19 protein-coding genes are annotated in these 25,168 nt (G+C 66.9%); 10 read left to right on the forward strand and 9 right to left on the reverse strand.

Annotated features, from left to right (window positions below):
• Positions 1 to 36: 36 nt before the first annotated feature.
• From IB273_RS18880 to IB273_RS18890, 3 genes are all read right to left on the reverse strand, one after another.
• Positions 37 to 1,509: an inorganic phosphate transporter gene (locus IB273_RS18880; protein WP_081517535.1), complete on the reverse strand. Its 1,473-nt coding sequence runs from the start codon at positions 1,507 to 1,509 to the stop codon at positions 37 to 39.
• 286 nt (positions 1,510 to 1,795) lie between these two features.
• Positions 1,796 to 2,011: a hypothetical protein gene (locus IB273_RS18885; protein ID WP_081517536.1), complete on the reverse strand. Its 216-nt coding sequence runs from the start codon at positions 2,009 to 2,011 to the stop codon at positions 1,796 to 1,798.
• Positions 2,012 to 2,251: 240 nt separating this feature from the next.
• Positions 2,252 to 3,328 carry a sigma-54 interaction domain-containing protein gene (locus IB273_RS18890; RefSeq protein WP_192224748.1) on the reverse strand — a complete coding sequence of 359 codons (1,077 nt, stop codon included), beginning with the start codon at positions 3,326 to 3,328 and terminating at the stop codon, positions 2,252 to 2,254.
• Positions 3,329 to 3,552: 224 nt separating this feature from the next.
• Here IB273_RS18890 and IB273_RS18895 point away from each other — a divergent pair, with 224 nt between their 5' ends.
• Positions 3,553 to 3,861, forward strand: a complete 309-nt coding sequence (locus tag IB273_RS18895) for a PsiF family protein (RefSeq protein ID WP_045209676.1) — start codon at positions 3,553 to 3,555, stop codon at positions 3,859 to 3,861.
• Between the two features lie 181 nt (positions 3,862 to 4,042).
• Here IB273_RS18895 and IB273_RS31635 read toward each other — a convergent pair whose 3' ends face one another.
• The 3 genes from IB273_RS31635 to dmeF all read right to left on the reverse strand — a co-directional run bounded on the left by IB273_RS31635 (position 4,043) and on the right by dmeF (position 6,241).
• Positions 4,043 to 4,177: a hypothetical protein gene (locus IB273_RS31635; protein WP_017519380.1), complete on the reverse strand. Its 135-nt coding sequence runs from the start codon at positions 4,175 to 4,177 to the stop codon at positions 4,043 to 4,045.
• A gap of 79 nt (positions 4,178 to 4,256) precedes the next feature.
• Positions 4,257 to 5,186, reverse strand: a complete 930-nt coding sequence (locus IB273_RS18900; protein WP_081517538.1) for a pseudouridine synthase — start codon at positions 5,184 to 5,186, stop codon at positions 4,257 to 4,259.
• Between the two features lie 98 nt (positions 5,187 to 5,284).
• Positions 5,285 to 6,241, reverse strand: a complete 957-nt coding sequence (gene dmeF / locus IB273_RS18905; protein WP_192224749.1) for a CDF family Co(II)/Ni(II) efflux transporter DmeF — start codon at positions 6,239 to 6,241, stop codon at positions 5,285 to 5,287.
• Positions 6,242 to 6,301: 60 nt separating this feature from the next.
• On the opposite strand from dmeF, the gene IB273_RS18910 reads away from it, so the two are divergent.
• Positions 6,302 to 6,577 carry a metal/formaldehyde-sensitive transcriptional repressor gene (locus IB273_RS18910; RefSeq protein ID WP_192224750.1) on the forward strand — a complete coding sequence of 92 codons (276 nt, stop codon included), beginning with the start codon at positions 6,302 to 6,304 and terminating at the stop codon, positions 6,575 to 6,577.
• A 45-nt stretch (positions 6,578 to 6,622) separates the two neighbouring features.
• Here IB273_RS18910 and IB273_RS18915 read toward each other — a convergent pair whose 3' ends face one another.
• Complete coding sequence (locus IB273_RS18915) at positions 6,623 to 6,853, reverse strand: DUF2789 domain-containing protein (protein ID WP_081517540.1); 231 nt, start codon at positions 6,851 to 6,853, stop codon at positions 6,623 to 6,625.
• A gap of 169 nt (positions 6,854 to 7,022) precedes the next feature.
• Between IB273_RS18915 and IB273_RS18920 the strand changes: the two genes are divergently transcribed.
• Together IB273_RS18920 and IB273_RS18925 are read left to right on the forward strand one after the other, a co-directional pair.
• The gene (locus IB273_RS18920) at positions 7,023 to 8,225 is read left to right on the forward strand and encodes an MFS transporter (RefSeq protein WP_192224751.1); all 1,203 of its coding nucleotides are present in this window, start codon (positions 7,023 to 7,025) and stop codon (positions 8,223 to 8,225) included.
• 61 nt (positions 8,226 to 8,286) lie between these two features.
• Positions 8,287 to 8,802, forward strand: coding sequence for a DUF6882 domain-containing protein (locus tag IB273_RS18925; RefSeq protein ID WP_225594723.1), 516 nt, complete (start codon positions 8,287 to 8,289; stop codon positions 8,800 to 8,802).
• Position 8,803: 1 nt separating this feature from the next.
• Here the strand turns inward: IB273_RS18925 and IB273_RS18930 are convergent, their stop codons facing one another.
• Positions 8,804 to 9,421, reverse strand: coding sequence for a glutathione S-transferase family protein (locus IB273_RS18930; RefSeq protein ID WP_192224752.1), 618 nt, complete (start codon positions 9,419 to 9,421; stop codon positions 8,804 to 8,806).
• A 127-nt stretch (positions 9,422 to 9,548) separates the two neighbouring features.
• Here IB273_RS18930 and IB273_RS18935 point away from each other — a divergent pair, with 127 nt between their 5' ends.
• Positions 9,549 to 10,439 (forward strand): LysR substrate-binding domain-containing protein, encoded by an 891-nt coding sequence (locus tag IB273_RS18935; protein WP_081517543.1) that lies wholly within the window; start codon positions 9,549 to 9,551, stop codon positions 10,437 to 10,439.
• A 107-nt stretch (positions 10,440 to 10,546) separates the two neighbouring features.
• Here the strand turns inward: IB273_RS18935 and ppk2 are convergent, their stop codons facing one another.
• A complete protein-coding gene (ppk2, locus tag IB273_RS18940; RefSeq protein ID WP_192224753.1) occupies positions 10,547 to 11,365 on the reverse strand; it encodes a polyphosphate kinase 2 in 819 nt (272 codons plus the stop codon).
• Between the two features lie 267 nt (positions 11,366 to 11,632).
• Here ppk2 and recC point away from each other — a divergent pair, with 267 nt between their 5' ends.
• The 5 genes from recC (at position 11,633) to IB273_RS18965 (ending at position 25,117) form a co-directional block, all read left to right on the forward strand.
• Positions 11,633 to 15,100, forward strand: a complete 3,468-nt coding sequence (recC, locus tag IB273_RS18945; RefSeq protein ID WP_192224754.1) for an exodeoxyribonuclease V subunit gamma — start codon at positions 11,633 to 11,635, stop codon at positions 15,098 to 15,100.
• Positions 15,097 to 18,771, forward strand: coding sequence for an exodeoxyribonuclease V subunit beta (gene recB, locus IB273_RS18950; RefSeq protein ID WP_192224755.1), 3,675 nt, complete (start codon positions 15,097 to 15,099; stop codon positions 18,769 to 18,771). Before recC ends, recB begins: the two co-directional genes overlap by 4 nt.
• Entirely contained in the window at positions 18,768 to 20,792 is a 2,025-nt protein-coding gene (recD, locus tag IB273_RS18955) for an exodeoxyribonuclease V subunit alpha (protein ID WP_192224756.1), read from the forward strand. Before recB ends, recD begins: the two co-directional genes overlap by 4 nt.
• A 303-nt stretch (positions 20,793 to 21,095) precedes the next feature.
• Positions 21,096 to 23,942, forward strand: a complete 2,847-nt coding sequence (locus tag IB273_RS18960; RefSeq protein ID WP_081517550.1) for an ATP-binding protein — start codon at positions 21,096 to 21,098, stop codon at positions 23,940 to 23,942.
• Positions 23,921 to 25,117, forward strand: a complete 1,197-nt coding sequence (locus tag IB273_RS18965; RefSeq protein ID WP_081517551.1) for an EAL domain-containing protein — start codon at positions 23,921 to 23,923, stop codon at positions 25,115 to 25,117. Before IB273_RS18960 ends, IB273_RS18965 begins: the two co-directional genes overlap by 22 nt.
• Positions 25,118 to 25,168: the final 51 nt, after the last annotated feature.

A 25,168-nucleotide genomic window follows, 5' to 3' on the forward strand; every position in this document is an offset into this window, starting at 1 on the left:
CATCTGCAGGCGTTTTTCGTGGTGCGCGGCGCGGGATCAGCCGATGAAGCGCGAGGACAGCCAGAACAGGCCGGCGGACAGCGCGATCGACACCGGCAGGGTCAGCACCCAGGCCATGAGGATGTTGCGGATCGTGCTGCCTTGCAGGCCGCTGCGGTTCGCCACCATGGTGCCCGCCACGCCCGAGGACAACACGTGGGTCGTGGACACCGGCAGGCTGTAGATGTTGGCCATGCCGATGGCGGCGGTCGCGGTGAGCTGGGCAGCGATGCCCTGGGCATAGGTCATGCCCTGCTTGCCGATCTTCTCGCCGACGGTGAGCACCACGCGCTTCCAGCCGACCATGGTGCCGATGCCCAGGGCCAGGGCCACCGCGATAATCACCCAGAAGGGCGCGTATTCGGTGGTGCTGGTCAGGTCCTTGCGCAGCTTCTCGAGGTCCGCCTTCTCGCGGGACGGCAGCTCGGACAGCTTGCCGACCTTCTTCGCGGTGTCGTCCAGGCACAGCAGGTAGCGGCGCACCTGGACGCGCTCGTCGTCGTTCAGGTCGTTGTAGCTGGAGACGCCGTGCAGGTCACTCAGCAGGCCCTTGAGGGTCGCTTCGGTCTGCTTCGGCTCGCAGCGGTACAGGTCAGGCATGTCCGCGTCGCCGGCCTTGCCCAGTGCGAGCATCTCGCCGAGGGTGTCGGAGTGGCGGTTGTAGAACTGCTGCAGGTGGATGGCGGCGTCGCGGGTGCGTTCGATCTGGTAGGTGGTGCTGTTCAGGTCGAGGACGAACTTCGCCGGGACGATGCCGATCAGCACCAGCATGATCAGGCCGATGCCCTTCTGGCCGTCGTTGGAGCCGTGCACGAAGCTTACGGTCATGGCCGAGATCACCAGCACCAGGCGGTTCCAGAACGGCGGGTGCTTCTTCTCGTCGACGTCGCGGCGGGTTTCCGGGGTCTTGTGCATCTTCGACAGCGGGTACAGCCACTTCAGGCCGATCAGCAGGGCGCCGGCGACGATGAAGCCGGCCAGCGGCGAGAAGATCAGCGACAGGCCGATGTCGATGGCCTTGCCCCAGTTGATCCCGTCGGCCACCGGTACGCCGTTGATCAGCGCATTCGCCAGGCCAACGCCGAGGATCGAGCCGATCAGGGTGTGCGAGCTGGAAGCAGGGATACCGAAGTACCAGGTGCCCAGGTTCCAGGTGATGGCCGCGGCGAGCAGCGAGAACACCATGGCCAGACCGTGGCCGGTGTTCACATTGATCAGCAGCTCCACCGGCAGCAGGTGGACGATCGCGTAGGCGACGCCGACGCCACCGAGCAACACGCCGAGGAAGTTGAAGATGCCGGAGAGGATCACCGCGCGGTACGGGGACATGGCCTTGGTGTAGATGACCGTGGCCACCGCGTTGGCGGTGTCGTGGAAGCCGTTGATGAACTCGAACGCCAGGACGAATGTGAGTGCCAGCACCAGGCTGATACCCACCCAGAGATCGAGTCCGCTGAAGAGATCGAACATGAAAATTCTATGACCGGTCGGAGACGGGGCGGCGATTATGCCAGAAGCTTGGAGCACCGTATTTAGCCTGGAACGGTTTCTCCAATTTGCGCGACGCCTCGTCGCACGGCGCTTTCAGGCAGGGTGGAAAAAGTTTGCAATGCTTCCACGCGGGCCGCCGGCCCATCGGATGAGTGTTTGCAGGCCAACTGGCGGGCTCCCCCACGGAGCGCTGCTCGCCCATCGCATCAAGACTTTCCCACAACAGATTCGGGTGGGTCTTTCAGTCTGGGGCCGTACCTGCGCTTTAAACGGAAGCGCCTTCCTGATCCTTTTTCTGTCGTTCTTCTTCGATTCTTTCCAGTTCCCGGTCGAAGGCCTTGTCCTGCACGCTGGGTCGCTTGCGCCAGGGTTTCTTGCCGGGTTCGGGCTGGGCGGCATAAAGGGTCACTTCGCCGCCCTGTTCATCCTTGAAACGTTGCTCCTGGCGCTCCAGTTCCGCGCGCAGTTCGTCTTTGGTCACGATGGTTCCTGATGACTTGAAGCTGATGACTTGAAGAGGGTGACTGGCAGCTGACGGCGATGGGCCTTTCGCTGGCTGTCGACGTCCCGCCCGGGCGATGCCCTGGAAGTGTAGACGCTCAGCCTGTACTGGCGTGCCGGCTGCAAAACCGGCGCGGATTATAACCTTTCGCGGGGGGAGGCCGGACGGGGATCGCCGACGGACGGTTTCAGCCCGCTGCTGGCGCGGGCTGAACTCACCTCAGCCGGTGCGGCTGAGGTTCAGTTCACCGATCTTTTCCAGGCGGGCGCGGACAATGTTGCGGCTGATGCCCAGCAAGCGGCCGGTCTGCAGCTGGTTGCCATGGCAGAAGTGGTAGGCGGTGCGGAACAGCACTTCCTCGACGTGCTCGTAGAGGTCGGGCTTGTTGCTTTCGAACAGATCCAGCAGCGCCTGCTCCAGGGTGGCCTCGACGCGGGGCGCCAGGGCGTGGGGGAAGGTTTCGTGGCGCAGCGAGTCGTGGCGTGGCGCGGACGGCAGCTCGGCGAGTTGCAGGTCGCCTGGCTGCACCTGCTGATTGCGGCACACCAGCAGGGCGTGGTGGATGGCGTTCTCCAGCTCGCGGATATTGCCCGGCCAGGTGTGACCCAGCAGCTTGCGTTCGGCCTCGGGGCTCAGGGATGCGCGGTTGTAGCCCAGGCGCTGGCAGTGCTCTTCGAGGAAGAACTCGGCCAGCGGCAGGATGTCGCCGGGACGCTCGCGCAGCGGGGGCAGGCGAATGGTGGCGACGTGCAGGCGATAGAACAGGTCCTCGCGGAAATGCCCGGCCACCACAGCGTCGGCCAGGTTGACGTTGGTGGCGGCGACCACCCGCACGTTGATCGGCACCGGTGTCCGCGAGCCCAGGCGTACCACCTCGCGCTCCTGCAGCACGCGCAACAGTTTCACCTGCATGTTCAGCGGCAGGTCACCGATCTCGTCGAGGAACAGGGTGCCGCCATTGGCCGACTCGAACCAACCGGCCTTGCTGGTTGTGGCGCCGGTGTAGGCGCCTTTCTCGTGGCCGAACAGCTCGCTCTCCACCAGTGTCTCGGAGAACGCACCGCAGTTCACCGCCACGAAGGGCGCGCCGCTGCGGCGGCTGAGCTTGTGGATATGTCGCGCGACCAGCTCCTTGCCGGTACCGGTCTCGCCGATGATCAATGCGTTGGCCTCGCTCGGGGCCAGGCGCTCGATGCGGTTGAGCAGCTCCTGCGAGCGCGGGTCCTTGAACACCAGCACCGTGGCGCGGACCGACTTGGTTTGCTCGCGGGCATTGGGAAGGGTCAACAGCGACATGGCAGGTTCCTGGTGTACCGAATGGGTGGCAGCGCCATACTGCGGTATTTTTGATATTTCAAAAAATTATCAATTCGAATTTATATATAACTGGTTTTCTTTTTCGCCTCGCGCAAGCCATCACGGGCCGCGCGGGATGAAGTGCAGCATCGCGGCGCAGCCCTCGCGAATGCTGGGCTGCGAGCTACGCTCAGAGTGGCAATTCCATCCTGGGAGACCACTCCATGACCACCGTTCGGATTCCGCTGCTCGTCCTGGCTCTGCTTTTTTCGGCGCAAGGCTTTGCCGCCACCGCCGCGCAGACCGCGCAGCAGGAGAAGATGAAAACCTGTAACGCCGATGCCACCACCAAGGCGCTCAAGGGTGATGAGCGCAAGGCGTTCATGAGCACCTGCCTGAAGGCTGGCGGGGGCGAAACCAAGGCGACGACGGCGCAGCAGGAAAAGATGAAGACCTGCAACGCCGATGCGACGAAGAAGGCGCTCAAGGGTGATGAACGCAAGGCGTTCATGAGCACCTGTCTGAAGAAGTGAGGATGGAGCGCGGCAGGGCCGCGCGGGACACGAAAAAGGGCAGCCGTGGCTGCCCTTTTCATTGGGTCTTTTTCACCGGTCCGCCATTACAGGCCCGAGAAGACCAGCCAGGCCGCGGCCAGGGCGTAGAGGACGATCACCGCATCCATGCGCAGCGCAGGCGGGAGTCGCCGCACGAGGTTCATTTCTTGGCCACCGCGGACCAGAAGCCCTGGGCATTGCGGAAGGGCTGCCGTGCCATCTGTTCGGGACGGGTGATGCCATCGGCACGCAGGGCGTTGACGAGGGCGGAAAAGGACTTGGCGCTGTAGCTCATGATCGGGCTCCCGATGCTTTCTCTCCTTGGGGTGGAGCTATGAAAACACCCGGGCCACTATCGACGGAAATGGATCGTCTTAAGGGTGACCATCGATGAAATTGATGGAAGGCCAGGTCAGTTCCAGCTGGCTCCTGAAATGCCGCGCCTCGCCGGTGAGCGGGTCGATGAACTCCAGTTGCCGGGCCAGCAGCTTCAGCGGCTTGTCGAAGTCTTCCGGTGGCCGCTCGCCGCGTGGTGGCAGCGTCGGGTAGAGCGGGTCGAAGCACAGCGCCGCGCCCAGGCCCGACATGTGCACGCGCAACTGGTGACGTTTGCCGGACACCGGATGCAATCCATAGCGCCACAGCTCGCCGCGCTGCTCCAGCACCTCGATGCGCGTTTCGCTGTTGGGCTCACCGTCCACTTCCTGCATGCGGATGAAGGGATCGCCCTCGACCATCCGCGAGCGATGCACCAGCGGGAACGCCCGTTGCGGCAGCGCCGGGGCGATGGCTTCGTACAGCTTGTCGATTCGCCGCTCGCGGAACAGCGCCTGGTAGGCATCGCGGTTGGTCGGGTTGGCGGAGAACAGCACCAGCCCGGCGGTGAGCCGGTCGATGCGGTGCAGCGGCACCAGCTGCGGGTTGTCCAGGCGCCTGGTGAGGCGGGCGAGAAGGGTTTCCTCGACGTACTGCCCGGCGGGCGTCACCGGCAGGAAGTGCGGCTTGTCCGCCACCACCAGGTGTTCGTCGGCATACAGGATGCTCTCCTGGAAGGGGATCGGCGTTTCCTGCGGCACCTCGCGGAAGTAATGGATGCGCAGTGCTTCGCGGTAAGGATGCTCGGGCCCGATGGGCTGGCCGTCGTTGTCCAGCACCTTGCCGCGCGCCATGCGGTCCAGCCAGGTGTCGCGGCTGATCGCCGGGAAGCGCGCGCACAAGCAGTCGAGCACCGTCGTCCAGGGGCCGGCGGGCAGGTGCAGGATGCTGGCGCGTTGCTGGGCGGTGGAGAAGCGGGAGCTGGACATGCAGGCAGGCGACCGGGTTCGACAGGCTGCGCATTAGGCCGCAGCGGCGTGGCGGCCGTCAAAGCCGCCACGACTTCCGGTCTTTTAATGGGCCGTCCTCAGGCGGGAATCGGGTTGATCTCCACGGTGATGTGCGCCAGTTCTTCGTGGACCTGCAGGCGCTGGCGCACCAGCTCGGGCGTCAGGCCGCCGCTGCTGGCGAGGCTGAGGATGCAGGCGTAGCGCGACTTGCCCACGCGCCACAGGTGCAGGTCGGTGATGCGCGCCGGATTGGGCAGCTCGGCGACCACCTCGCGGATTTCCTCCACCACCGGGTCGTTCATCTCTGCATCCAGCAGCACCCGGCCGCTCTGCTTGAGCAGGCCGACCGACCAGACGGCCACCAGCACGGCGCCGACCATGCCCATCAGCGGGTCGAGCCAGGCGGCGCCCCAGATCAGGCCGCCGATCAGGGCGATGATCGCCGCCACCGAGGTGGCGGCGTCGGCCAGCACGTGGAGATAGGCCGCGCGCAGGTTCAGGTCGTGACCATGGGCGTGATGGTCATGGCCGTGGTGATGGTCATGACCATGATGATGATCGTGGCCATGGTGATGGTGCTCGCCGCGCAGCAGCCAGGCGCAGGCCAGGTTCACCAGCAGGCCGATGACCGCGATGGCGATGGCCTGCTGGTAATGGATCGGTGAAGGGGAGAGCAGCCGTGCGACGGACTCGAACATCATCAGCGCCGCCACGCCCAGCAACAGGATGGCGCTGGTGTAGCTGGCGAGAATCTCGATCTTGAAGGTACCGAAGGCGAAGCGCGCGTCGCCCTTGAAGCGCCGCGCCGCCACGTAGGCGAAGAACGCCAGCCCCAGCGCCAGGGCGTGGGAACTCATGTGCCAGCCGTCGGCGAGCAGCGCCATGGAGTTGAAGATCCAGCCGCCGGCGATCTCCACCACCATCATCACGACGGTCAGCAGCGCGGCGCGCAGGGTGTTGCGTTCGGCCAGGGGATTGCCTTCGTGGAACTGGTGGTCGTGGCGACCGTCTTGCGGGTGGGCGGCGTGCTGCATGATGATGGTCCACAGAATCAGTCTCGATACTATACCCCAGTATACCTTTGGAGTTTTGACGTGGGACATACCATCAAGGACCAGAAGAAGTTGCTGACCCGGGTGCGGCGCATCAAGGGCCAGGGCGAAGCACTGGAACGGGCGCTGGAGGCGGGTAGCGAATGTGCAGCGATCCTGCAGCAGATCGCCGCCATCCGTGGCGCGGTGAACGGCCTGATGGCCGAGGTGCTCGAAGGCCATCTGCGCGACCACCTGGGCGCCGAGGACCGTACTGCGGCACAGCGCCACGAGGACCTCGAACAGGTCATGGGCGTGCTGCGTTCCTATTTGAAATAGGGCCGCCGCCCGCGCCTTTGAAGCAGAGCAGCCGACGCTGCTCGATCAGTTGGACAGGCGCACCGCCAGCTCGTCGGCTTCTTCGGTCCAGTCCGAATCCTGCTGCAGCGCCTCGCGCAGGAACTGCGACTGGGCGGCGTTCCAGAACGGCGCGTCCGGCAGTTTCTGGCCCTCGGCGAGGCGGTGGCTGCCGAGGAAGGTATCGATGTCCTTGCGCCCGTCGGGCAGCCCCAGTTGCTTGAACAGGGCGCTCAGGCTGTGCTGGCTGGTATCCATGACTATCTCCTGGGTTGAAGTGGAGCGCGCCGCCACGGCGCGCAGCAATGCAACAACTATAGGAGCATCGGCCGGCGAGCAAGGTTCGGATTGGCAATCGCGGCGGAAATAGATAGCCTGCTTTCAATCGTCCCCGCACACGCTCCGCCACCCACCGTCAGGCCCGTCCATGAGCTCGTCCGAGCAGCGAAACGCCGCCGTTACCCTGCGCATCCTCGCGACCGTCTTCTTCACCTTCGTCCTGTTCCTGAGCATCGGCCTGCTGCTGCCGGTGCTGCCCGGCTTCGTCCACGAAGGCCTGGGCTACTCGACAGTGATCGCCGGCGTGGTGATCGGCCTGCAGTACATTGCCACCCTGCTGTCCCGCCCGCTGGCGGGCTACGTGGCCGATACCTACGGGGCCAAGCGCGCCGTGCTCTACGGCCTGGGCGTTCTGGGCGCCGGCGGTGTGCTGGTGCTGGCGTCCACCAGCTTCGCGTCCGTGACTTGGCTGAGCCTGGCCTTGCTGCTCGGCAGCCGCCTGCTGTTCGGCCTGGCGCAGGGACTGCTGGGGATTGGTACGGCGAGCTGGGGCATTGCGCTGGTGGGCACGCCTAACACCGCCAAGGTGATTTCCTGGAACGGCATCGTCAGCTACGGCGGCATCGCCATCGGGGCGCCGCTGGGAGTCACCATGTCGGCCTCGCTGGGCCTGTGGAGCCTGGGGGTGAGTATCCTGGTACTCACCGCGCTGGGCTGGCTGGCAGCCCGAAGTCGGGAGGAGGTGCCGACCATTCCGGGCGTGCGCATGGCCTTCCATGCCGTGCTCGGCCGCGTGCTGCCCTACGGGATGTGCGTGATGCTCGGCTCCATTGGCTTCGGCACCCTGGCGACCTTCATCACCCTCTATTACGGCAGTCAGGGCTGGGCGAACCCGGCCTGGTGCCTGACGGCCTTCGGCGTCTGCTTCGTCGGCGCGCGGCTGATCTTCTCGGGCATGGTCAATCGCTTCGGCGGTTTCGCCGTCGCGGTGGTCTGTCTCGGCGTTGAAGTCTTCGGCCTGCTGCTGCTCTGGCAGGCGCCGGGGCCGGGTTTTGCGCTGCTGGGCGCGGCGCTCACCGGTTGCGGCCTGTCGCTGGTCTATCCATCGCTGGGCGTCGAGGCGGTGTTGCGCATCCCGGCCAGCAGCCGCAGTGCGGGACTGGGCGCCTACGCGCTGTTCTTCGACCTGGCGATGGGCATAGCCGGCCCGCTGATGGGGCTGGTTGCCGCCCGACATGGCTACGCGTCGATCTTCCTGGTTGCCGCCGGGCTGGCGCTCTGCGGCTTCGTCATTTGCTTCGGCCTGCTGCGCTTCACCCGGCAGCAGCACGAGGAGCTGCCGCGCGACTGACAGCCATGCGGGCAGCCGCAATCACCCATGATTTTCCATACAGAGAGTTGAAGGACCGACCATGAATTTTTTCAAACGCCTTCTGGGCAAGGAAACCCCGCCGAGCCCTCCGGCTTCGCCATTCCAGGCATTCCTCGACCAATGCGTCGCCGAGTTGACCGCCAAGGCCGAGGTGCACGATGGCACCTGGCACCTTGGCGAGTGCTCGTGGAGTGTCGATCAGGACAGCGGAATCATCGAGTTCGCCCATCCCGAGGGCATGGTTGCGAGCTGCCCGGTGCAGATCATTGGCACCTACAACTCGGCCGATGGCACCTGGCTGTGGGGCTGGGAGCATCCCTCCGTCGTGGCGCCCCTGCAGGAGCATGCCTTCGCCGTGCGCCAGTACGGCGAGGAGAACGGTATCGAGTTGCTCACCACGCAGAAGCTGGAGTGCAGTCAGGAGCAGGCCTGGGAATTCACCGCCTTGGCCTGCAAGCTGGGCGAGGCCCAGGGAGCCTATCGCGGCCCCGCTGGCAGCGCTTTCGTCTTCATGACCTTCGGCACCGTCACCCTGAGCAAGCCGCAGGCTCATTGACTCACATCGGCGGGAAGGCCTTGAAGACGTCCAGCGCTTCGGCCTGTTCCGTCCAGTCGCGTACTGCCGGGTAGCTTTCGGCCGGAATGTCCTCGGAGTGCAGCAGCTGCACGAAGGTCCAGGCCACGGCGATGCTCAGCCCGGCCTGATCCAGCGGCGCGCCGGCGTCCAGCGACATCTCGCGCAGCTCGCTTTCCAGTTGCGCCAGGGCCGCGTGCAACTGCTGGTCGACCCGCTCCTGCCAGGTGGCGAGCTGTTTGTCCTGCGGCCGCTGCTGCTCGTAGTAGCGCTGCACGGCCTTTTCCATGACCGCCAGGGCCAGGCCCAGCAAACGCGTGGCGCGTACCCGCGCGGCCGGCTCGGCGGGCATCAGGCTGCACCCGGCCAGGTGTTCGAAGCAGTCGATGATCAGGGTGGAGTCCATCAGCACCTGGCCGTCGCCCAGGACCAGGCTCGGCGCCTTCACCACCGGGTTGATGCCGCGGAATTCCTCGTAGGTGCGGAACACCGACAGCGACTGGTGGCTGAACTCGATGCCGAGCAGGCGCAGGGTGATGGCGACGCGGCGCACGTAGGGCGAGTCGAGCATGCCGATCAGGTGCGGAAGCTTCTGTTGCATGGGGACATCCTGTTAGTGGAAATTGCATCGTGGCTGGCGCGGTTTTCGCGCGTTGGTCATGAATCTAGCGGCTTTGGTCGCTGGGAAATAGCGACGATTAGTGACCGATTCGGTTAGGAAAACTTACATGAGCGCATTGCCACCGCTCTCCGCCCTACGCAGTTTCGAGGCCGTTGCCCGGCTCGGCAGCGTGACCCTCGCCGCCAGCGAACTGCATGTCACCCACTCGGCTATCAGCCAGCAGGTGCGCCAGCTGGAAAGCCTGCTGGGCATCACCCTGCTGCAGCGCGAGGGGCGAGGACTGCGCCTGAGCGAGGAAGGCCGTCTCTATGCCCTGCAGATTCGCGGCGCATTGCGCGACATCGCCGAGGCGACCCGACTGGCCAAGGCGCGTCCGGGCGAGGATGAGCTGGTGGTGGCACTCACGCCGTCTTTCGGCCAGAAGTGGCTGCTGCCACGTCTGCCGGGCTTGCGCGCAAATTATCCACAGTACCGCCTGCGCCTGCTGGCCAGCCTGGAAGTGATGGACCTGCGCCAGGGCCTGGCCGACGTGGCGATCCGCATCGGCCAGGGCCACTGGGAAGGGTTGGCGCAGGAATACCTGTTCGAGGATGAAGTGGTGGTCGTTGCCGCGCCCGACTTCAACGGTGGGCGTCTGCCCCGGACGCCTGCAGAAATCCTTCGCTGCCCGCGTGTCACCGGCTTCGAGTCCTGGCTGGGCTGGTGCCAGGCGGCTGGCGTAGCGGTGCCACAGGAGGCGGCGGAGTTCGTGGTGAACGACTCCAACCTGAGCATCGAGGCGGTGCGCATGGGGCAGGGAATCGGTCTCGAACGGCGCAGCCTGGTGGCCGGAGCGCTGGAAAGCGGCGAGCTGGTGGCGCTCAGCGATCTGCGCGTGCCGTACGGCTTCCCCTACTGGCTGGTGTGGCCCGAGCGCGAGGCAACCCAGGCCAAGGTGGCAGCGTTTGCCGGATGGTTGTCTGGCGAGGTCGCCAAGTATCTGCGCTCCATCGCCTGAGGCCAGTTGGGGGGCGGACTTCGTCCGCGATTGGCTCAAAGCGCAGTGAGCGGTGGGCGCTTGGTGCAGATCGATCCGGGGCCGGCGAGCACCAGCCCCGGTTGGCCTCAGAAGACCTCGTCGATGTAGTGGAACGGATAGTCGGGGCTCTTGTACTTGCCGATCCTGCCGCGCTTGGGCAGCTTCACTTCCTCGCGCGGGATTTCCTTGTACGGCACGTGCTTGAGGATGTGCTTGATGACGTTCAGGCGCACGCGCTTCTTGTCTTCGGACGGCGCCACGATCCAGGGCGCCCAGGGCGAGTCGGTAGCGGCGAACATCAGGTCGCGGGCGCGGGTGTATTCGTCCCACTTGGTAAAGGACTTCACGTCCATCGGCGACAGCTTCCAGATCTTGCGGCCGTCGGTGATGCGGTCTCTCAGGCGGCGCTCCTGCTCCTCGGGGCTGACCTCCAGCCAGAACTTCAGCACGATGATCCCCGACTCGGTGAGCATGCGCTCGAACATCGGGGTCACGGCGAGGAACTTGTCGGCCTGCTCCTCGGTGCAGAAGCCCATCACCCGCTCGACGCCGGCGCGGTTGTACCAGCTGCGGTCAAAGATCACCACCTCGCCGGCTGAAGGCAGGTGCTTGATGTAGCGCTGGGCGTAGAGCTGGGACTTCTCGCGCTCGGTGGGCGTGGGCAGCGCCACCACCCGGAACACTCGCGGGCTGACGCGCTCGGTGAGCGCCTTGATGGTGCCGCCCTTGCCGGCACCGTCGCGACCTTCGAAGACGATGCAGACCTTCAGGCCCTTGCTTACCACCCACTCCTGCAGCTTGACCAGCTCCACCGACAGCTTGCGCAGGTGTTCCTCGTACTCCTTGGTCTTCATCTTCCCGGTCTGTTCGGGGGCCGGGTTCTTTGCCTTGCTCTTCTTACCCATCATTTCCTCCATGGCTGGCCTGGGACGGCCGTGGAGTCAGCATAGCCGCTGGCCGGAGGAACGAACTGTGATGCAGTCAGTTTCGAAAATGTAGGAGAGCCCCGGTACCTCGCGGGTTTAGGTGAAGCCAAGCGTCAGGCGTTTCGCGGTGGTGGATGAATCCTCCTGCCGAGTGGGAAAAAAGGCTGCTCCCGACCGCGGTTTTTGGTGAAATGCCGCTCATCCCTCGCGGTGCGTCAGCGCCGCCCGCCCGTTCCTGGAGACACGATGATCGAGCAGCGACTGACCCCCGGCCTGATGGTGATCCACGGCAACCATCCGGAAGCGCTGCGCGATCTGCTGGTGCAGTGGATGAGCCTGCACCCGCTGGCGCCGCTGGAGAACGAAGTCATCCTGGTGCAGAGCAACGGCATCGCCCAGTGGCTGAAGCTGGCGCTGGGGCGTGACGTGGCGGACGGCGGCTGCGGTGTCACTGCCGCGCTGGACGTACAACTGCCCGCGCAATTCCTCTGGCGTGCCTACCGGGGGGCGCTGGGCCGCGATGAAATCCCCGAGGTCTCGGTGCTCGACAAGGGCCCGCTGACCTGGCGTCTGATGCGCCTGCTGCCCACGCTGCTGGAGCGCGACGAGTTCGCCACCCTGCAACGTTTTCTCGCCGACGACGCGGACCTGCGCAAGCGCCACCAGCTGGCCGAACGCCTGGCCGACCTGTTCGACCAGTACCAGGTCTACCGCGCCGACTGGCTGGAGGACTGGAGCCGCAGCGTCGATCAGCTGCGCCTGGCCAACGGCACAGTCCGCGAGCTGGAGGCCGATAATCGCTGGCAGGCTGCCCTGTGGCGCGCGCTGCTCGACGATGTCGGCACCGAAGGCCTGGCCACCAGCCGTGCCGGTGTGCACGGGCGCTTCATCGAGAAGCTGAAGGGCGCCGAAAACCTGCTGCCGAACCTGCCGCGTCGCGTGGTGGTATTCGGCATCTCCGCCATGCCCGCACAGACAGTGGAGGCCCTCGCGGTGCTGGCGCGCCACGCCCAGGTACTGCTCTGCGTGCACAACCCCTGCCGTCACCACTGGGCCGACATCGTTGCCGACAAGGACCTGCTGCGCCACGAATACCGTCGCCAGCGCCGTCGCGCCGGTACACCGGAGCTGCTCAGCGACGACCAGCAGCACCAGTACGCCCAGCCGCTGCTGGCCGCCTGGGGCAAGCAGGGCCGCGACTACATCAACCTGCTCGACCAGTACGACGATCCGGAAACCTACCGCGCGCGCCTGGGCGCAGTGAGCAACGGGCGTATCGACCTGTTCAGCGACGTGGAACCGGGCAGCCTGCTCGGCCAGTTGCAGGACGACATCCTCGAACTGCGGCCGATCAACGAGACCCGCGAGCACTGGCCGGCAGTCGACCCACGTACCGATGACTCGGTGCGCTTCCACGTCGCCCACAGCGCCCAGCGCGAAGTGGAAATCCTCCACGACCAGTTGCTCGCGCGCTTCGATGCCGACCCCACATTGCGTCCGCGCGACGTGATTGTCATGGTCCCGGACATCAACCCCTACGCGCCGCACATCGAAGCCGTGTTCGGCCAGATCGCCCGCGACGACAAGCGCTTCATCCCCTACACCCTGGCCGACCAGGGCCAGCGCGGCCGCGAGCCGCTGCTGGTGGCGCTGGAGCACCTGCTGCGGCTGCCCGATAGCCGTTTCGCGGTGAGCGAAATCCTCGACCTGCTGGACGTCGCCGCCGTGCGCGCGCGCTTCGGGCTGGCCGATGCCGACCTGCCGTTGCTGCGCCGCTGGATCGATGGCGCCGGTGTGCGCTGGGGCCTCGACGGCCAGCAGCGCGAACGCCTTGGCCTGCCCGCTGCCGCTGAAGCCAACAGTTGGCGCTTCGGCCTGCGGCGGATGCTGCTGGGCTTTGCGGTGGGCGAGGGCGATGCCTTCCAGGGCATCCAGCCCTACGCGGAAATCGGCGGCCTCGACGCCGCCGCCCTTGGCCCGCTGGCCGGCTTGCTCGGCGCACTGGAAAAGGCCTGTGACCTGCTCGCCGAGGAAGCCGACGCGGCGACCTGGGTGCAACGCCTGCGCGGCCTGCTGGAAGATTTCTTCCGGGTCACCGACGACCACGACGAACTGCTCCGCCAGCAACTGCTGGACCTGCTCGACGGCTGGCTGGAAACCTGCGGCTACGCCGGCTTCACCGACCCGCTACCGCTTTCGGTGGTGCGCGAGGCCTGGCTCAGCGGGCTGGATGCCGGCGGCCTGAACCAGCGCTTCCTCGCCGGTGCGGTAAGCTTCTGCACCCTGATGCCGATGCGCGCGATTCCCTTCCAGTTGGTCTGCCTGCTGGGCATGAACGACGGCGACTACCCGCGCCCGCAGTCGCCGCTGGACTTCGACCTGATGCGCAACGACTACCGCCCCGGCGACCGTTCGCGCCGCGAGGACGACCGTTACCTCTTGCTCGAAGCGCTGCTTTCCGCGCGCCGCCAGCTCTACGTCAGCTGGGTTGGCCGGAGCATCCGCGACAACAGCGAGCGCCCGCCGTCCGTGCTGGTCGGCCAGTTGCGCGACCACCTCGCCGCCGGCTGGCACGGCGCCAACGACAGCGACCTGTTGCACGGGCTGACCCTGGAGCACCCGCTGCAACCCTTCAGCCGCGCTTACTTCGATGCTCCCTCGGTACAGGGCATCGACGGCCTGTATACCTACGCCCGTGAGTGGCGCGATGTGCACCGCGAGCACGATGGCGAGACGAACGACGCGCCGCTGTCGCCGCCGGTGCTCGACGCGCCCATCGGCCTGCGCGTGGTTTCGGACTTCCTCGCCAACCCGGTCGGCGCCTTCTTCCTGCAACGCCTGAAAGTGCGCTTCGGCGAGGAACAACTGACCGGCCAGGACGAAGAGCCCTTCGAGCTGAATGGCCTGGATGTCTGGCAATTGCAGTTCGAGCTCTGCGAGCGCCTGCGCCCGTGGGTGGAACAGCACTGGCAGGATGATCAGCTGGCGGCGCAACTGACCGCCCAGGTCGAGCGCCTGCGCCGCGAAGGCCGGCTGCCGCTGGCGGCCTTCGGTGACTTCTCCGCCCAGGCGCTGGTGGCACCGTTGCACGACCTGCTGGCGCGCTACCGCGAACAGCTGGAGCACTGGTCGCAGGTGGAAGACGAACAGCGCGAGCTCAACCACGAACACGCCGGCATCCAGCTGGCCGACTGGCTTGGCGGCCTGCGCCACAACGCCGACGGGCAACTCGCCAGCCTGCAACTGGTCAGCGGCAAGCTGCATGAAGGCAAGGGCTACAAATGGCACGGGCTGGTGCGCCCGTGGGTGCGCCACCTGGCGTTGCAGCTGTGCGGCGAACCGGTGACCAGCGTGCTGGTCGGGCTGACTGGCACCCTGGAATTCCCGCCGCTGCCGGCCGAGCAAGCCCGCGCCGAACTGAACAACCTGATGGACGCCTGGTTCCAGGGCATGAGCCGCCCGCTGCCGGTCGCCTGCAAGGCGGCGTTCGCCTGGCTGGCCGCCGGAGATGACGAAGATCGCGCCGCCCGCGAGGCCGCCAAGCGCTACGACGGCGGCTTCAACCTGAGCGGCGAGGCGGCGTCTTCGGCGGCGCTGGCGCGGGTCTACCCGGACTTCTCTGCGCTCAACGCCGACGGGGAATTCGCTGCCTGGGCGAAAGCACTCTACGGGCCCCTGTTCGAACTGTTGCAGCGCAAGGAGGCCGAACAATGAGCGCCGTCGAGCTCAACCCCCTCGACTTTCCGCTGCATGGCAGCCGGCTGATCGAGGCCAGCGCCGGTACCGGCAAGACCTTCACCATCGCCTTGCTCTACGTGCGCCTGGTCCTCGATCACGGCGGCGAGCAAGCCGCGTTCGGCCGGCCGTTGAGCCCGCCGGAAATCCTCGTGGTGACCTTCACCGAAGCCGCGACCCAGGAACTGCGCGAGCGTATCCGCGCACGCCTGGGCGAAGCCGCGCGCTGCTTTGCCGAGCCTGAGCAGAAGCACGACGGCCTGCTGGTGAAGCTGCGCGACAGCTACGCCGCCGAGCGCTGGCCCGGCTGCGCACGCCTGCTGCGGCTGGCCGCCGAATGGATGGACGAGGCCGCCGTCTCGACCATCCACAGCTGGTGCTACCGCATGCTGCGCGAGCACGCCTTCGACAGCGGCAGCCTGTTCACCCAGGACCTTGCCGCCGACCAGAGCGAACTGCTGGCCGAGGCCGTGCGCGACTACTGGCGGCGCAACTTCTACCCGCTGGGCGTGGCGGCGGCCAACGCCGTGCGCCATTGCTACGCCGGCCCCGAAGCGCTGGCCCGCGCCCTGCAACCGCTGCTGGCGGCGCAGGAGGCCGGCTTCCGCTACGCCGACCAGCCGCTGACCGCCCCGGCTTCGCTGAGCGAGCTGCTGGAAGCCACCGGGCAGTTCTACGACGAACTCGCCGACGCCGAAACCCGCGCCCGAGAAGCCTGGGCGGCGGATCGCCAGGGCGTCGCCGAACTGCTGCGCAACCTGCGCGGCGATCTCAACGGCAACAGCTATCGCGGCAAGGATGACGACGCCGTGTTCACCGGCTGGATCGAAGCGCTGGCTGCCTGGAGCGAAGGCGCCGACGCGCCGGACAACCTGGCCAAGTTCGGCCAGACGCGGATCAAGGTGAAAGCCAAGGCCGTGGTGCCGGAGCACCCCGCGCTGCTGGCCATCGATGCCTGGGTCGAGCGTTCCGAGCAGCGCCCGGAGATCGCCCCGCAACTGCTGCTGCACGCCCTGGGCGAAGTGCGGCACAACCTCGAAGTGGAAAAACAGAAGCGCGCCGAACTGGGCTTCGACGACCTGCTGGTGCGCCTTGACCGCGCCCTGGCCGGCAGCGGTGGCGAGCGCTTGGCCGAACGCATCCGCGAGCAGTTCCCCATCGCGCTGATCGACGAATTCCAGGACACCGACCCGCTGCAGTACCGCATCTTCGAGCGCGTCTACCGTATCGGCGAGAACCCGCGAAACCTCGGTCTATTCATGATCGGCGACCCTAAGCAGGCGATCTACGCCTTCCGTGGCGCCGACATCCACACCTACCTGCGTGCCCGTGCCGCCACCGCCGGGCGGCACTACACGCTGGGCACCAACTACCGCTCCACGCTGGCCATGGTGAGGGCGGCCAACCGTTGCTTCCTGTTCGCCGAAGGCCATCCGCGTGGCGCCTTCCGCTTTGCCGTGGAAGGGCAGGAAAACCCGGTGCCGTTCCTCAACGTCGACGCACGCGGCCGCGATGAAACGCTGCTGCTCGGAGGCAGCGAAACGCCGGCCATGACCTTCTGGCAACTGGACAACGACGGCCAGGTCTGCGGCTCCACGCTGTACCGCCAGCAGATGGCCGAGCGCAGCGCGAGCGCCATCCAGCGCTGGCTGAGCTCCGCGCAGAGCGGCTTCCGCGACGCCGATGGCCAATGGCGTGCCCTGCGCCCGGCGGATATCGCCATTCTCGTGCGCGGTCGCAGCGAAGCCGAAGCCGTGCGCGGCGAGTTGGCCAAACGCCGGCTCGCCAGCGTCTACCTGTCCGACCGCGATTCGGTATTCGACAGTCCCGAAGCCGTCGACCTGCTGCACTGGCTGCGCGCCTGCGCCGATCCCGGCGACGATGGCGCCCTGCGCATCGCCCTGGCGACCCGCAGCCTGGCGCTGGACTGGGCGACCCTGGAGCGGCTGAACCAGGACGAACGCTTCTGGGAGGAGATGGTGCTGCGCTTCCGCGACTACCGCGTGCTCTGGCAACAGCAGGGCGTGCTGCCGATGCTGCGTCGCCTGCTCGCCGACTTCGCCCTGCCGGCGCGCCTGCTGCGCGAGACCGATGGCGAACGCAGCCTGACCAACCTGCTGCACCTGGCGGAGTGGCTACAGCGCGAAGCCGTGGAGCTGGATGGCGAGCACGCTTTGCTGCGGGTACTGGCCGAGCAGCTGGAAAGCCCGTCCAGCGAGGAAATCCTCCGCCTGGAAAGCGACGCCGACCTGATCAAGGTGGTGACCATCCACAAGTCAAAGGGCCTGGAATACCCGCTGGTGCTGCTGCCCTTCATCTGCACCTGGCGCGAGCTGGACGGCAAGAGCGGCACGCCGCCGAGCTTCCAGTCCGGCGAGTCGCGGGTAGTCGAATTGTCCCGCGACAAGGAGCTGGCCAAGGCCGCCTTCCAGCTGGCCAACGACGAGCGCCTGAGCGAGGACATGCGCCTGCTCTACGTGGCCCTGACCCGTGCGCGCCACGCCGTATGGCTGGGCATGGCGCCGCTGGTGATGAGCAACAGCAAGAGCCCCGAACTGCACAAGGGCGCCATGGGCTACCTGCTGGGCGGCGGCAACGCGCTGAGTGTCGATGACGTGACCGGGCGCCTGGGCGACCTGCAGGCCGGCCAGGTGGAAATCGCCCTGGAGCCGGCGCCGGAAGTCGGCACTGAGCTTTTCGTTGGCCTGCAGGCCGGCGAGCTGGGCGCGGCCCGCGAGCCGCGTCGCCGGGTGGCGGAGAAATGGTGGATCGCCAGTTATTCCGCGCTGGCGACGCTGGCCACTGAAGAAGACAGCGACATTGCCCCGGCGCCGGCCGCCGACGAACCCATCAGCGCCGGCGAAGACCTGCTGCGCGAAAGCAGCCTGGAAGAACACCGCGAGCTGGAAGCCGTGCCCGCACCCTTCAGTCTGCACGCCTTCCCGCGCGGCGCGAATCCCGGCAGCTTCCTCCACGGGCTGCTGGAGTGGGCCGCCGACGAAGGCTTCAACGCCGACGAAGAACAGCTGCGCGACCAGATCGCCCGGCGCTGCGCCGTGCGCGGCTGGGAAGAGTGGATCGAGCCGCTCACCGGCTGGCTCGGGCAGTACCTGCGCACGGCCTTCCGCGTGCCCGATGCCACGCCGGTCAGCCTTGCCGGGCTGACCACCTTCCAGAAGGAAATGGAGTTCTGGTTCTCCACCCGCCATGTCGACAGCCAGCGCCTCGACGCCGCCGTGACGCGCCATACGCTCGGCGGCGTGGCGCGGCCGACACTGCAGGCGAACCTGCTCAACGGCATGCTCAAGGGCTTCATCGACCTGGTGTTCGAGCACGAGGGCCGCTACTACGTGGCCGACTACAAATCCAACTGGCTGGGTGCCGACGACGAGGCCTACACCCAAAGCGCGCTGCGCGAGGCACTGCTGGAGCACCGCTACGACCTGCAGTACGCGCTCTACCTGTTCGCCCTGCACCGGCTGCTGCAGGCGCGCCTGCCCGACTACGACTACGACCGCCATATCGGAGGCGCGATGTACCTGTTCCTGCGCGGCAGTTCCTCGGCGACCCAGGGCATGTACCTGGAGCGCCCGCCGAAGGCACTGATGGACGAGCTGGACCGCCTGTTCCGCGCGGAGGTGCCGGCATGAAGAGCACCGCCCAGATGCTTGAGCTGATCGGTCGCTGGGCCGAGCGCGGCTGGCTGCGCGAGCTGGACCGCGCCTTCGCGATCTTCCTGGTCGAGCGCGCGCCCGACGCCAATCCGCTGCTGATCCTCGCCGCCGCGCTGGCCAGCCACCAGCTCGGTCGCGGGCATGTCTGCCTCGACCTGGAAGCGACCCTGGTCGACAGCCGTTTCGCCCTGTCCCTGCCGCCTGAAGGCGACTCGGCCAAGGACGCCCCGGAGCTGCCTGGCGTACTGCTCGACGGCTTCGACCTCGACGCCTGGCGTGCCGTGCTGAGTGATCCGCGACTGGTCGGCGAAGGCCCTGGCGATACGCCGTTGGTGCTGTCCGGCCGTCGTCTGTATCTGCGCCGCTACTGGCAGTACGAGCGCGAAGTGCGCGCCGGTATCGACCAGCGTCTGCAGCAGGGCGATGCGTTACGTGCCGGGTTGCCTGCGGCACAGTTGCGCCAGGCGCTGGATGCGCTGTTCCCGAAAGAAAACGGCGCGCCCGCGGACTGGCAGAAACTTGCCTGCGCACTGGTCGCCGGCAACGCTTTCGGCATCGTCACCGGCGGCCCTGGCACCGGCAAGACGACCACCGTGGTGAAGCTGTTGGCCCTGCTGCAAAGCCTGGCGCTGGGGGAGGGCGGGCGACCGCTGCGCATCCGCCTTGCCGCGCCCACCGGCAAGGCCGCCGCGCGCTTGAACGAATCCATCGCCGGCGCCGTGCAGCGCCTCGACCTCGCTGGGCTGGCCAATGGCGAAGGCGCGCGCGAGGCGATCCCGACGGAAGTCACTACGCTGCACCGCCTGCTCGGCAGCCGGCCGGACAGCCGCCAGTTCCGCCACCATGCCGGCAATCCGCTGGCGCTGGAGCTGCTGGTGGTGGATGAAGCTTCGATGGTCGACCTGGAAATGATGGCCTCGCTGCTCGCCGCGCTGCCGCCGCGCGCGCGGCTGATCCTGCTCGGCGACAAGGACCAGTTGGCTTCGGTGGAAGCCGGCGCAGTGCTCGGCGAGCTGTGCAGCCGCGCGCGCGAAGGTCATTACCGTCCGGTCACCCGCGACTGGCTGGAAGCCGTGACCGGCGAGCCGATCGACCCTGCATTGCTGGACACCTCCGGCAGCGACCTCGATCAGGCCGTGGCGATGCTCCGCCACAGTCACCGCTTCAGTGCCGACAGTGGCATTGGCCAGTTGGCCGAGGCGGTCAACGCCGGCGATATCCCGGCCCTGCGCCAGGTGTGGAAGGCGCAGCACGAGGACCTCGCCCGCATCGCCGTGGACGCCCAGGAAACCCGCAGCCTGCGTGATCTGGTGATCGACGGCGGACGCGGTGGCGACCTGTTCGGTCCGGTCGGCTATGCCCACTACCTGCGCGTCGTCAGCGGTTCGCGCCCGGCGGACACTGCCGATCAGGTCGCACTGGATACCTGGGCCAGGAAGGTGCTGGAAGCCCATGGCCAGTTCCAGTTGCTCTGCGCATTGCGCCGCGGGCCCTGGGGCGTGGAAGGGTTGAACAGCCTGATCGGCGACCTGCTGCAACGCGAAGGACTGATCCCCTCGGCGAGCGGCTGGTTCGCCGGGCGACCGGTGCTGGTCACCCGCAACGACTATGGCCTGGGCCTGATGAACGGCGACATCGGCATCACCCTGGCGCTGCCGCAGACGGCCGACGATGGCTCGGTGCGCTGGGTGGCGCGCGTGGCCTTCCCGGCGGGCGACGGTACCGACGCCATCCGCTGGATCCTGCCCAGCCGCCTGCAGGCGGTGGAAACCGTGTTCGCCATGACCGTGCACAAGTCCCAGGGCTCGGAGTTCACCCACGCCGCGCTGCTGCTGCCCGACAGCCTCAACCCCATCCTCACCCGCGAGCTGGTCTACACCGGCATCACCCGCGCGCGCAAATGGTTCACCCTGGCCAGCGCCGGGCGTGGCTGGCAGGTGCTGGAGGCAGCGACGGAACGACGGGTGCAGCGGGCCAGCGGGTTGCTCGGCGGCTGACCGAAGTGCTGCCAGGCGACACACTGGGAAGCTCTCCGATGAATGGCGGCGGGTGAGGCGCTGGTGCTCTGTTCCGCCGCTTTGCCGGCCCCCTTGCGGGCAAGAGGACTGGTCAGGCGTTCACCGCCTTCAAGGGGTCGAAAAAATTCGAGTGCCCAGGCGAGGAAGATAGGCGCTCAGCCCGGCGATGCCTGGCAGACACCCTGAAGAGACAGGCTCTCCAAGTGCCTAATCTGTTCCGATTTCGAACTTTTTAGATTTGTCTGATGTTCTATGCGTCAGCTGTTCGAGAGGCTGGCGGCCATGAAACTCAAGCAGTTCCTTCGTCGTCAGGATTCGTCCTTTTCCACCCCGAAGGCGGCCCGAAAGCTCCTTCGTCTGCTGGCCTGGGTGGTGATCGCCTGCCTTTTCTTCACCCTCAGCCTGTTCCTCGCCGCGAGCTTCAACAGCGAAGTGTCGCAGTTGCGCCGGCAGATGAACGCGGCCATGTACGAGGCCCAGGATTATCTCAGCCAGCGCGAGTCGCTGCTGGAGCACATCAGCCGGGGCGTGACCTGGAAGATGCGCGAGCCACCGGTGCAGTGGCGCCAGTTGAGCGTGCCGGTGCCGCCCCACGAGCAGATTTTCGTCACCCTCGGCGAGCCCGGTTCCAGCTGGAGCCTGGCGCTTTCCGGGCGCGACCTGGCGGAGATGGAGGCCAAGCGGCTGAACCTGATCTATGTCTCCCCCGAACCGGAGCGCTCGGTGAACCGGCTGTACGGAGCGCCGGCGCTCAACGCCGTGGTGCCGCCGTCGGTGCTCGAGGCGCTGGCGCAGCCCGGTACGCCGAAGGAGGAGCGACAGGTGCGCTGGCTCGCCGACCCTACCGACCCGCAGGCGCGGCAGTACCTGTTCACCCGCGTGACCAGCGAGCAGGACAACGGCTGGCTGGGGCTGGAGCTTTTCGGCGCCGACCTCTCCGCCGCCTTCGGCGTGCCCGAGGCCGGGCGCTTCCTGCTGCTGGACCGTGATCACCGGGCGATCCTCGGCAGCGCGGTGACGCCGCAGCTCGGCCTGCAGTTCAGCGACCTGTGGGACGGCGACAATTTCGCCTTCAGCGGGCCCGGTGTGCTGCCCAGCCACCTGGCGCTGCTCAAGCACCTGGGCAGCTCCGACTGGTCGCTGATCTACTACTTCAACCTGTACGACCTGCTGCTGCCGATGTGGCCCAGGATCCTCGCATCGCTGGCCTTCCTGCTGGGCTGCGCGCTGCTGGTCTGGGGCATGTGCCGGCGCATCAACCGGCGCCTGATCGCCCCGGCGCAGCATCGCCTCACTGCGCTGGTGGAGAACGAGGGGTTCTCCCGCGCGATGATCCAGACCGCGCCAGTGGCGCTCTGTGTGCTGCGGCGAAGCGATGCCGAGGTGGTGCTGGAGAACCGCCTTGCCCAGCAATGGCTGGGCAGCGGCGACGAACGTCGCTACTGGAGCCACGGCTGGCTGGAGCGTGGCTTCAGCAGTGGCGAGGAGGGCGGCTCGGAGGAAGTGGAAACCCATACCGGCCGGCACCTGTACCTGAGCTATACGCCCACCCGCTACAAGGGCGAGGAAGTGCTCTGCTGCGCCTTCAGCGACATCAGCGCGCGCAAGCAGACCGAGGCGGCGCTGGCCGAAGCCAAGCGCCTGTCCGACACCGCCAACGAGGCCAAGACGCTGTTCCTGGCAACCATGAGCCATGAGATCCGTACGCCGCTCTACGGTGTGCTGGGCACCCTGGAGCTGCTCGGCCGCACATCGCTGGACCACCAGCAGTCCGGCTACCTGCGCGCCATCCAGCGCTCATCCTCGACCTTGCTGCAACTGATCAGTGATGTGCTCGATGTATCGAAGATCGAAGTTGGCCAACTGGGCCTGGAACCGGTGGAGTTCTCGCCGCTGGAGCTCACCCTCGACAGCGTCCAGTCATACGCTGCCGCGGCTCGCGCCAAGGGCCTGCAGATCTATGCCTGCTGTGACTCGCAGATGCCCGAGCGGGTGCTGGGCGACGCTACGCGCATCCGCCAGATTCTCAACAACCTGCTGAGCAATGCGGTGAAGTTCACCGACAGCGGGCGCATCGTTCTGCGCGTGCGCGCCGAGACCGGCGAGGGCTGGAACGACACCCTGCACTGGCAGGTGGCCGATACCGGCATCGGTATTCCCGAGGACCAGCAGGAGAACCTCTTCGACGCTTTCTACCAGGTTTCCGGCAACGCCCGCATGGCCGGCGGGACCGGGCTCGGCCTGTCGATCTGCAAGCGCCTGACCGAGTTGATGGGCGGGCAGTTGCGGGTGGTCAGCGACGTGGGGCTGGGCAGCAGCTTTGCCCTCAGCCTGCCGTTGCAATGCGTGGACCGGCAGAGTTCCAGCGCCCCCAGGCTGTGCAACGCGATGGTGTGGGTGCACGCACCGACCCGCGAACTGGCCGATAGCCTTTGCGGCTGGATCACCCGCTGGGGCGCGCGGGCCCAGGTTGTGGCCGCCGACCAGTCGCTCGAGGAAGACGCGTCCAGCGTGCTGGTGGACCTGCGCTTCAATCCCCACGACCGCAAGCCGCTGCCTGCCTGGCGGGGCTGCCGGGTGCTGGTGACCGACCTGGGCGGCGAGCAGCCTCGCCAGGAAGGCTGCGACTGGCATGTGGGCCGCTACAACCTCGAAGGACTGCGTCGTGCCCTGGCAGCGGCGCAGGGCTGCACCAGTGGCGAGGCCACGCGTCTGGCCGAGACCCTGCCCGATATCGGCCTCGGCCTGCGCGTGTTGCTGGTGGAGGACAACCCGATCAACCAGCTGATCCTGCGCGACCAGTTGGAGATGCTCGGTTGCGCAGTCGAACTGGCCGCCGATGGCCGACAGGCGCTGGCGCGCTGGCAGCCCGATGCCTTCGACGTGGTGCTCACCGACGTCAACATGCCCCATATCAACGGCTACGAACTGGCCCGTGCGCTGCGCCAGCGCGGCTATCGCGGGCCGATCGTCGGCGCCACGGCTAACGCCATGCACGAGGAGAGCGAACGCTGCCTCGCTGCCGGCATGAACCTCTGCCTGCTCAAACCGGTGGACCTGCGCACCTTGCGCCAATGCCTGACCAGCCTGCCCGCGGAGGTGCCGCCATGCGACATCAGCGAATCCTGATCGTCGAAGACCAGCCCTTCCAGCGGGAGTACCTGCTCAACCTGTTCCGCGAGCAGGGTGCCGTGCAGCTGCGTGCCGCCGAGGATGGCGCCGAGGCGCTGCGCTGGCTGGCGCGGGAGCGCTTCGACCTGGTGGTCAGCGACTTGATGATGCCTGGCCTTGACGGCGTGCAGCTGATCCAGCGGCTGGCCGCAATGAGTCATCCGCCGCTGCTGGCGATCATGAGTTCGGCCTCGCGCCCGCTGATGGGCAGTGCCTGCATGGTGGCCCGCGCCCATGGCATCACCGTGCTGGAACAGATCGCCAAGCCTGCCCGCGCGCCAGTGATCCGCCGGCTGCTGGAGAAGCTCGTCCTGCGCCTGGAACGTGCGGAGCAGCAGCGTGCGCCGGCGGTTCCCGCGCCGACTCGCGAGGAGCTGGAACAGGCCCTGGCGCAGCGGCAGTTCTGTGCGTGGTTCCAGCCCAAGGCCTCGCTGATCGATGGCCGCATCGTTGCGGCGGAGGCGCTGGTGCGCTGGGAGCACCCTCGCCACGGTGTGTTGCGGCCGGGCAGCTTCATGGCGGCGCTGACCGCTGCCGGGCTGGATGAAGCGCTGCTCTGGACGGTGCTCGAACAGGCGCTGCAGGCCCAGGCCGACTGGGGCAAGCTGGGCTTTCATCTGTCGGTGGCGGTGAACCTGCCGACCCACCTGCTGGATGATCCCGAGCTGCCGGACCGGCTCGCAGCCTTCGTCGCTGCCCGTGGCGGAGTGCCGGCGCACATCGTTTTCGAACTGCTCGAATGCAGCAGCACGGCGACCCCGGCGAACTACTATGCCGGCACCTGCCGCTTGCGCATGAAGGGCTTCGGCCTCGCCCAGGACGATTTCGGCCAGGGCTACAGCTCGCTGTACAACCTGGTTTCGACACCCTTCACGGAGCTCAAGATCGATCGCGCGCTGGTGCACGGATGCGTTGACGACGACGGCCTGGCCGCGGCGCTGGAGAGCATCGTCAAGCTCGGCCGGCAGCTTGGGCTGGAGGTGATTGCCGAGGGCGTGGAGCATCCGGACGAGCTGGCGCTGCTACGCCGGCTGCGGTGTGATTGCGCCCAGGGCTACCTGTTCTCCGAAGCAGTGCCGCCGGCCGTATTCACCCGCCAGTTGCTCCAGGAACGCTCCGCGATGGCACATTGATCCACGGCAGAAACATCGCAGATGCCAGGATGCTCGTCGGCTTCGAAAGGC

It is taken from the genome of Pseudomonas sp. PDM19 (genome assembly GCF_014852215.1).
Taxonomy (GTDB): Bacteria; Pseudomonadota; Gammaproteobacteria; order Pseudomonadales; family Pseudomonadaceae; genus Pseudomonas.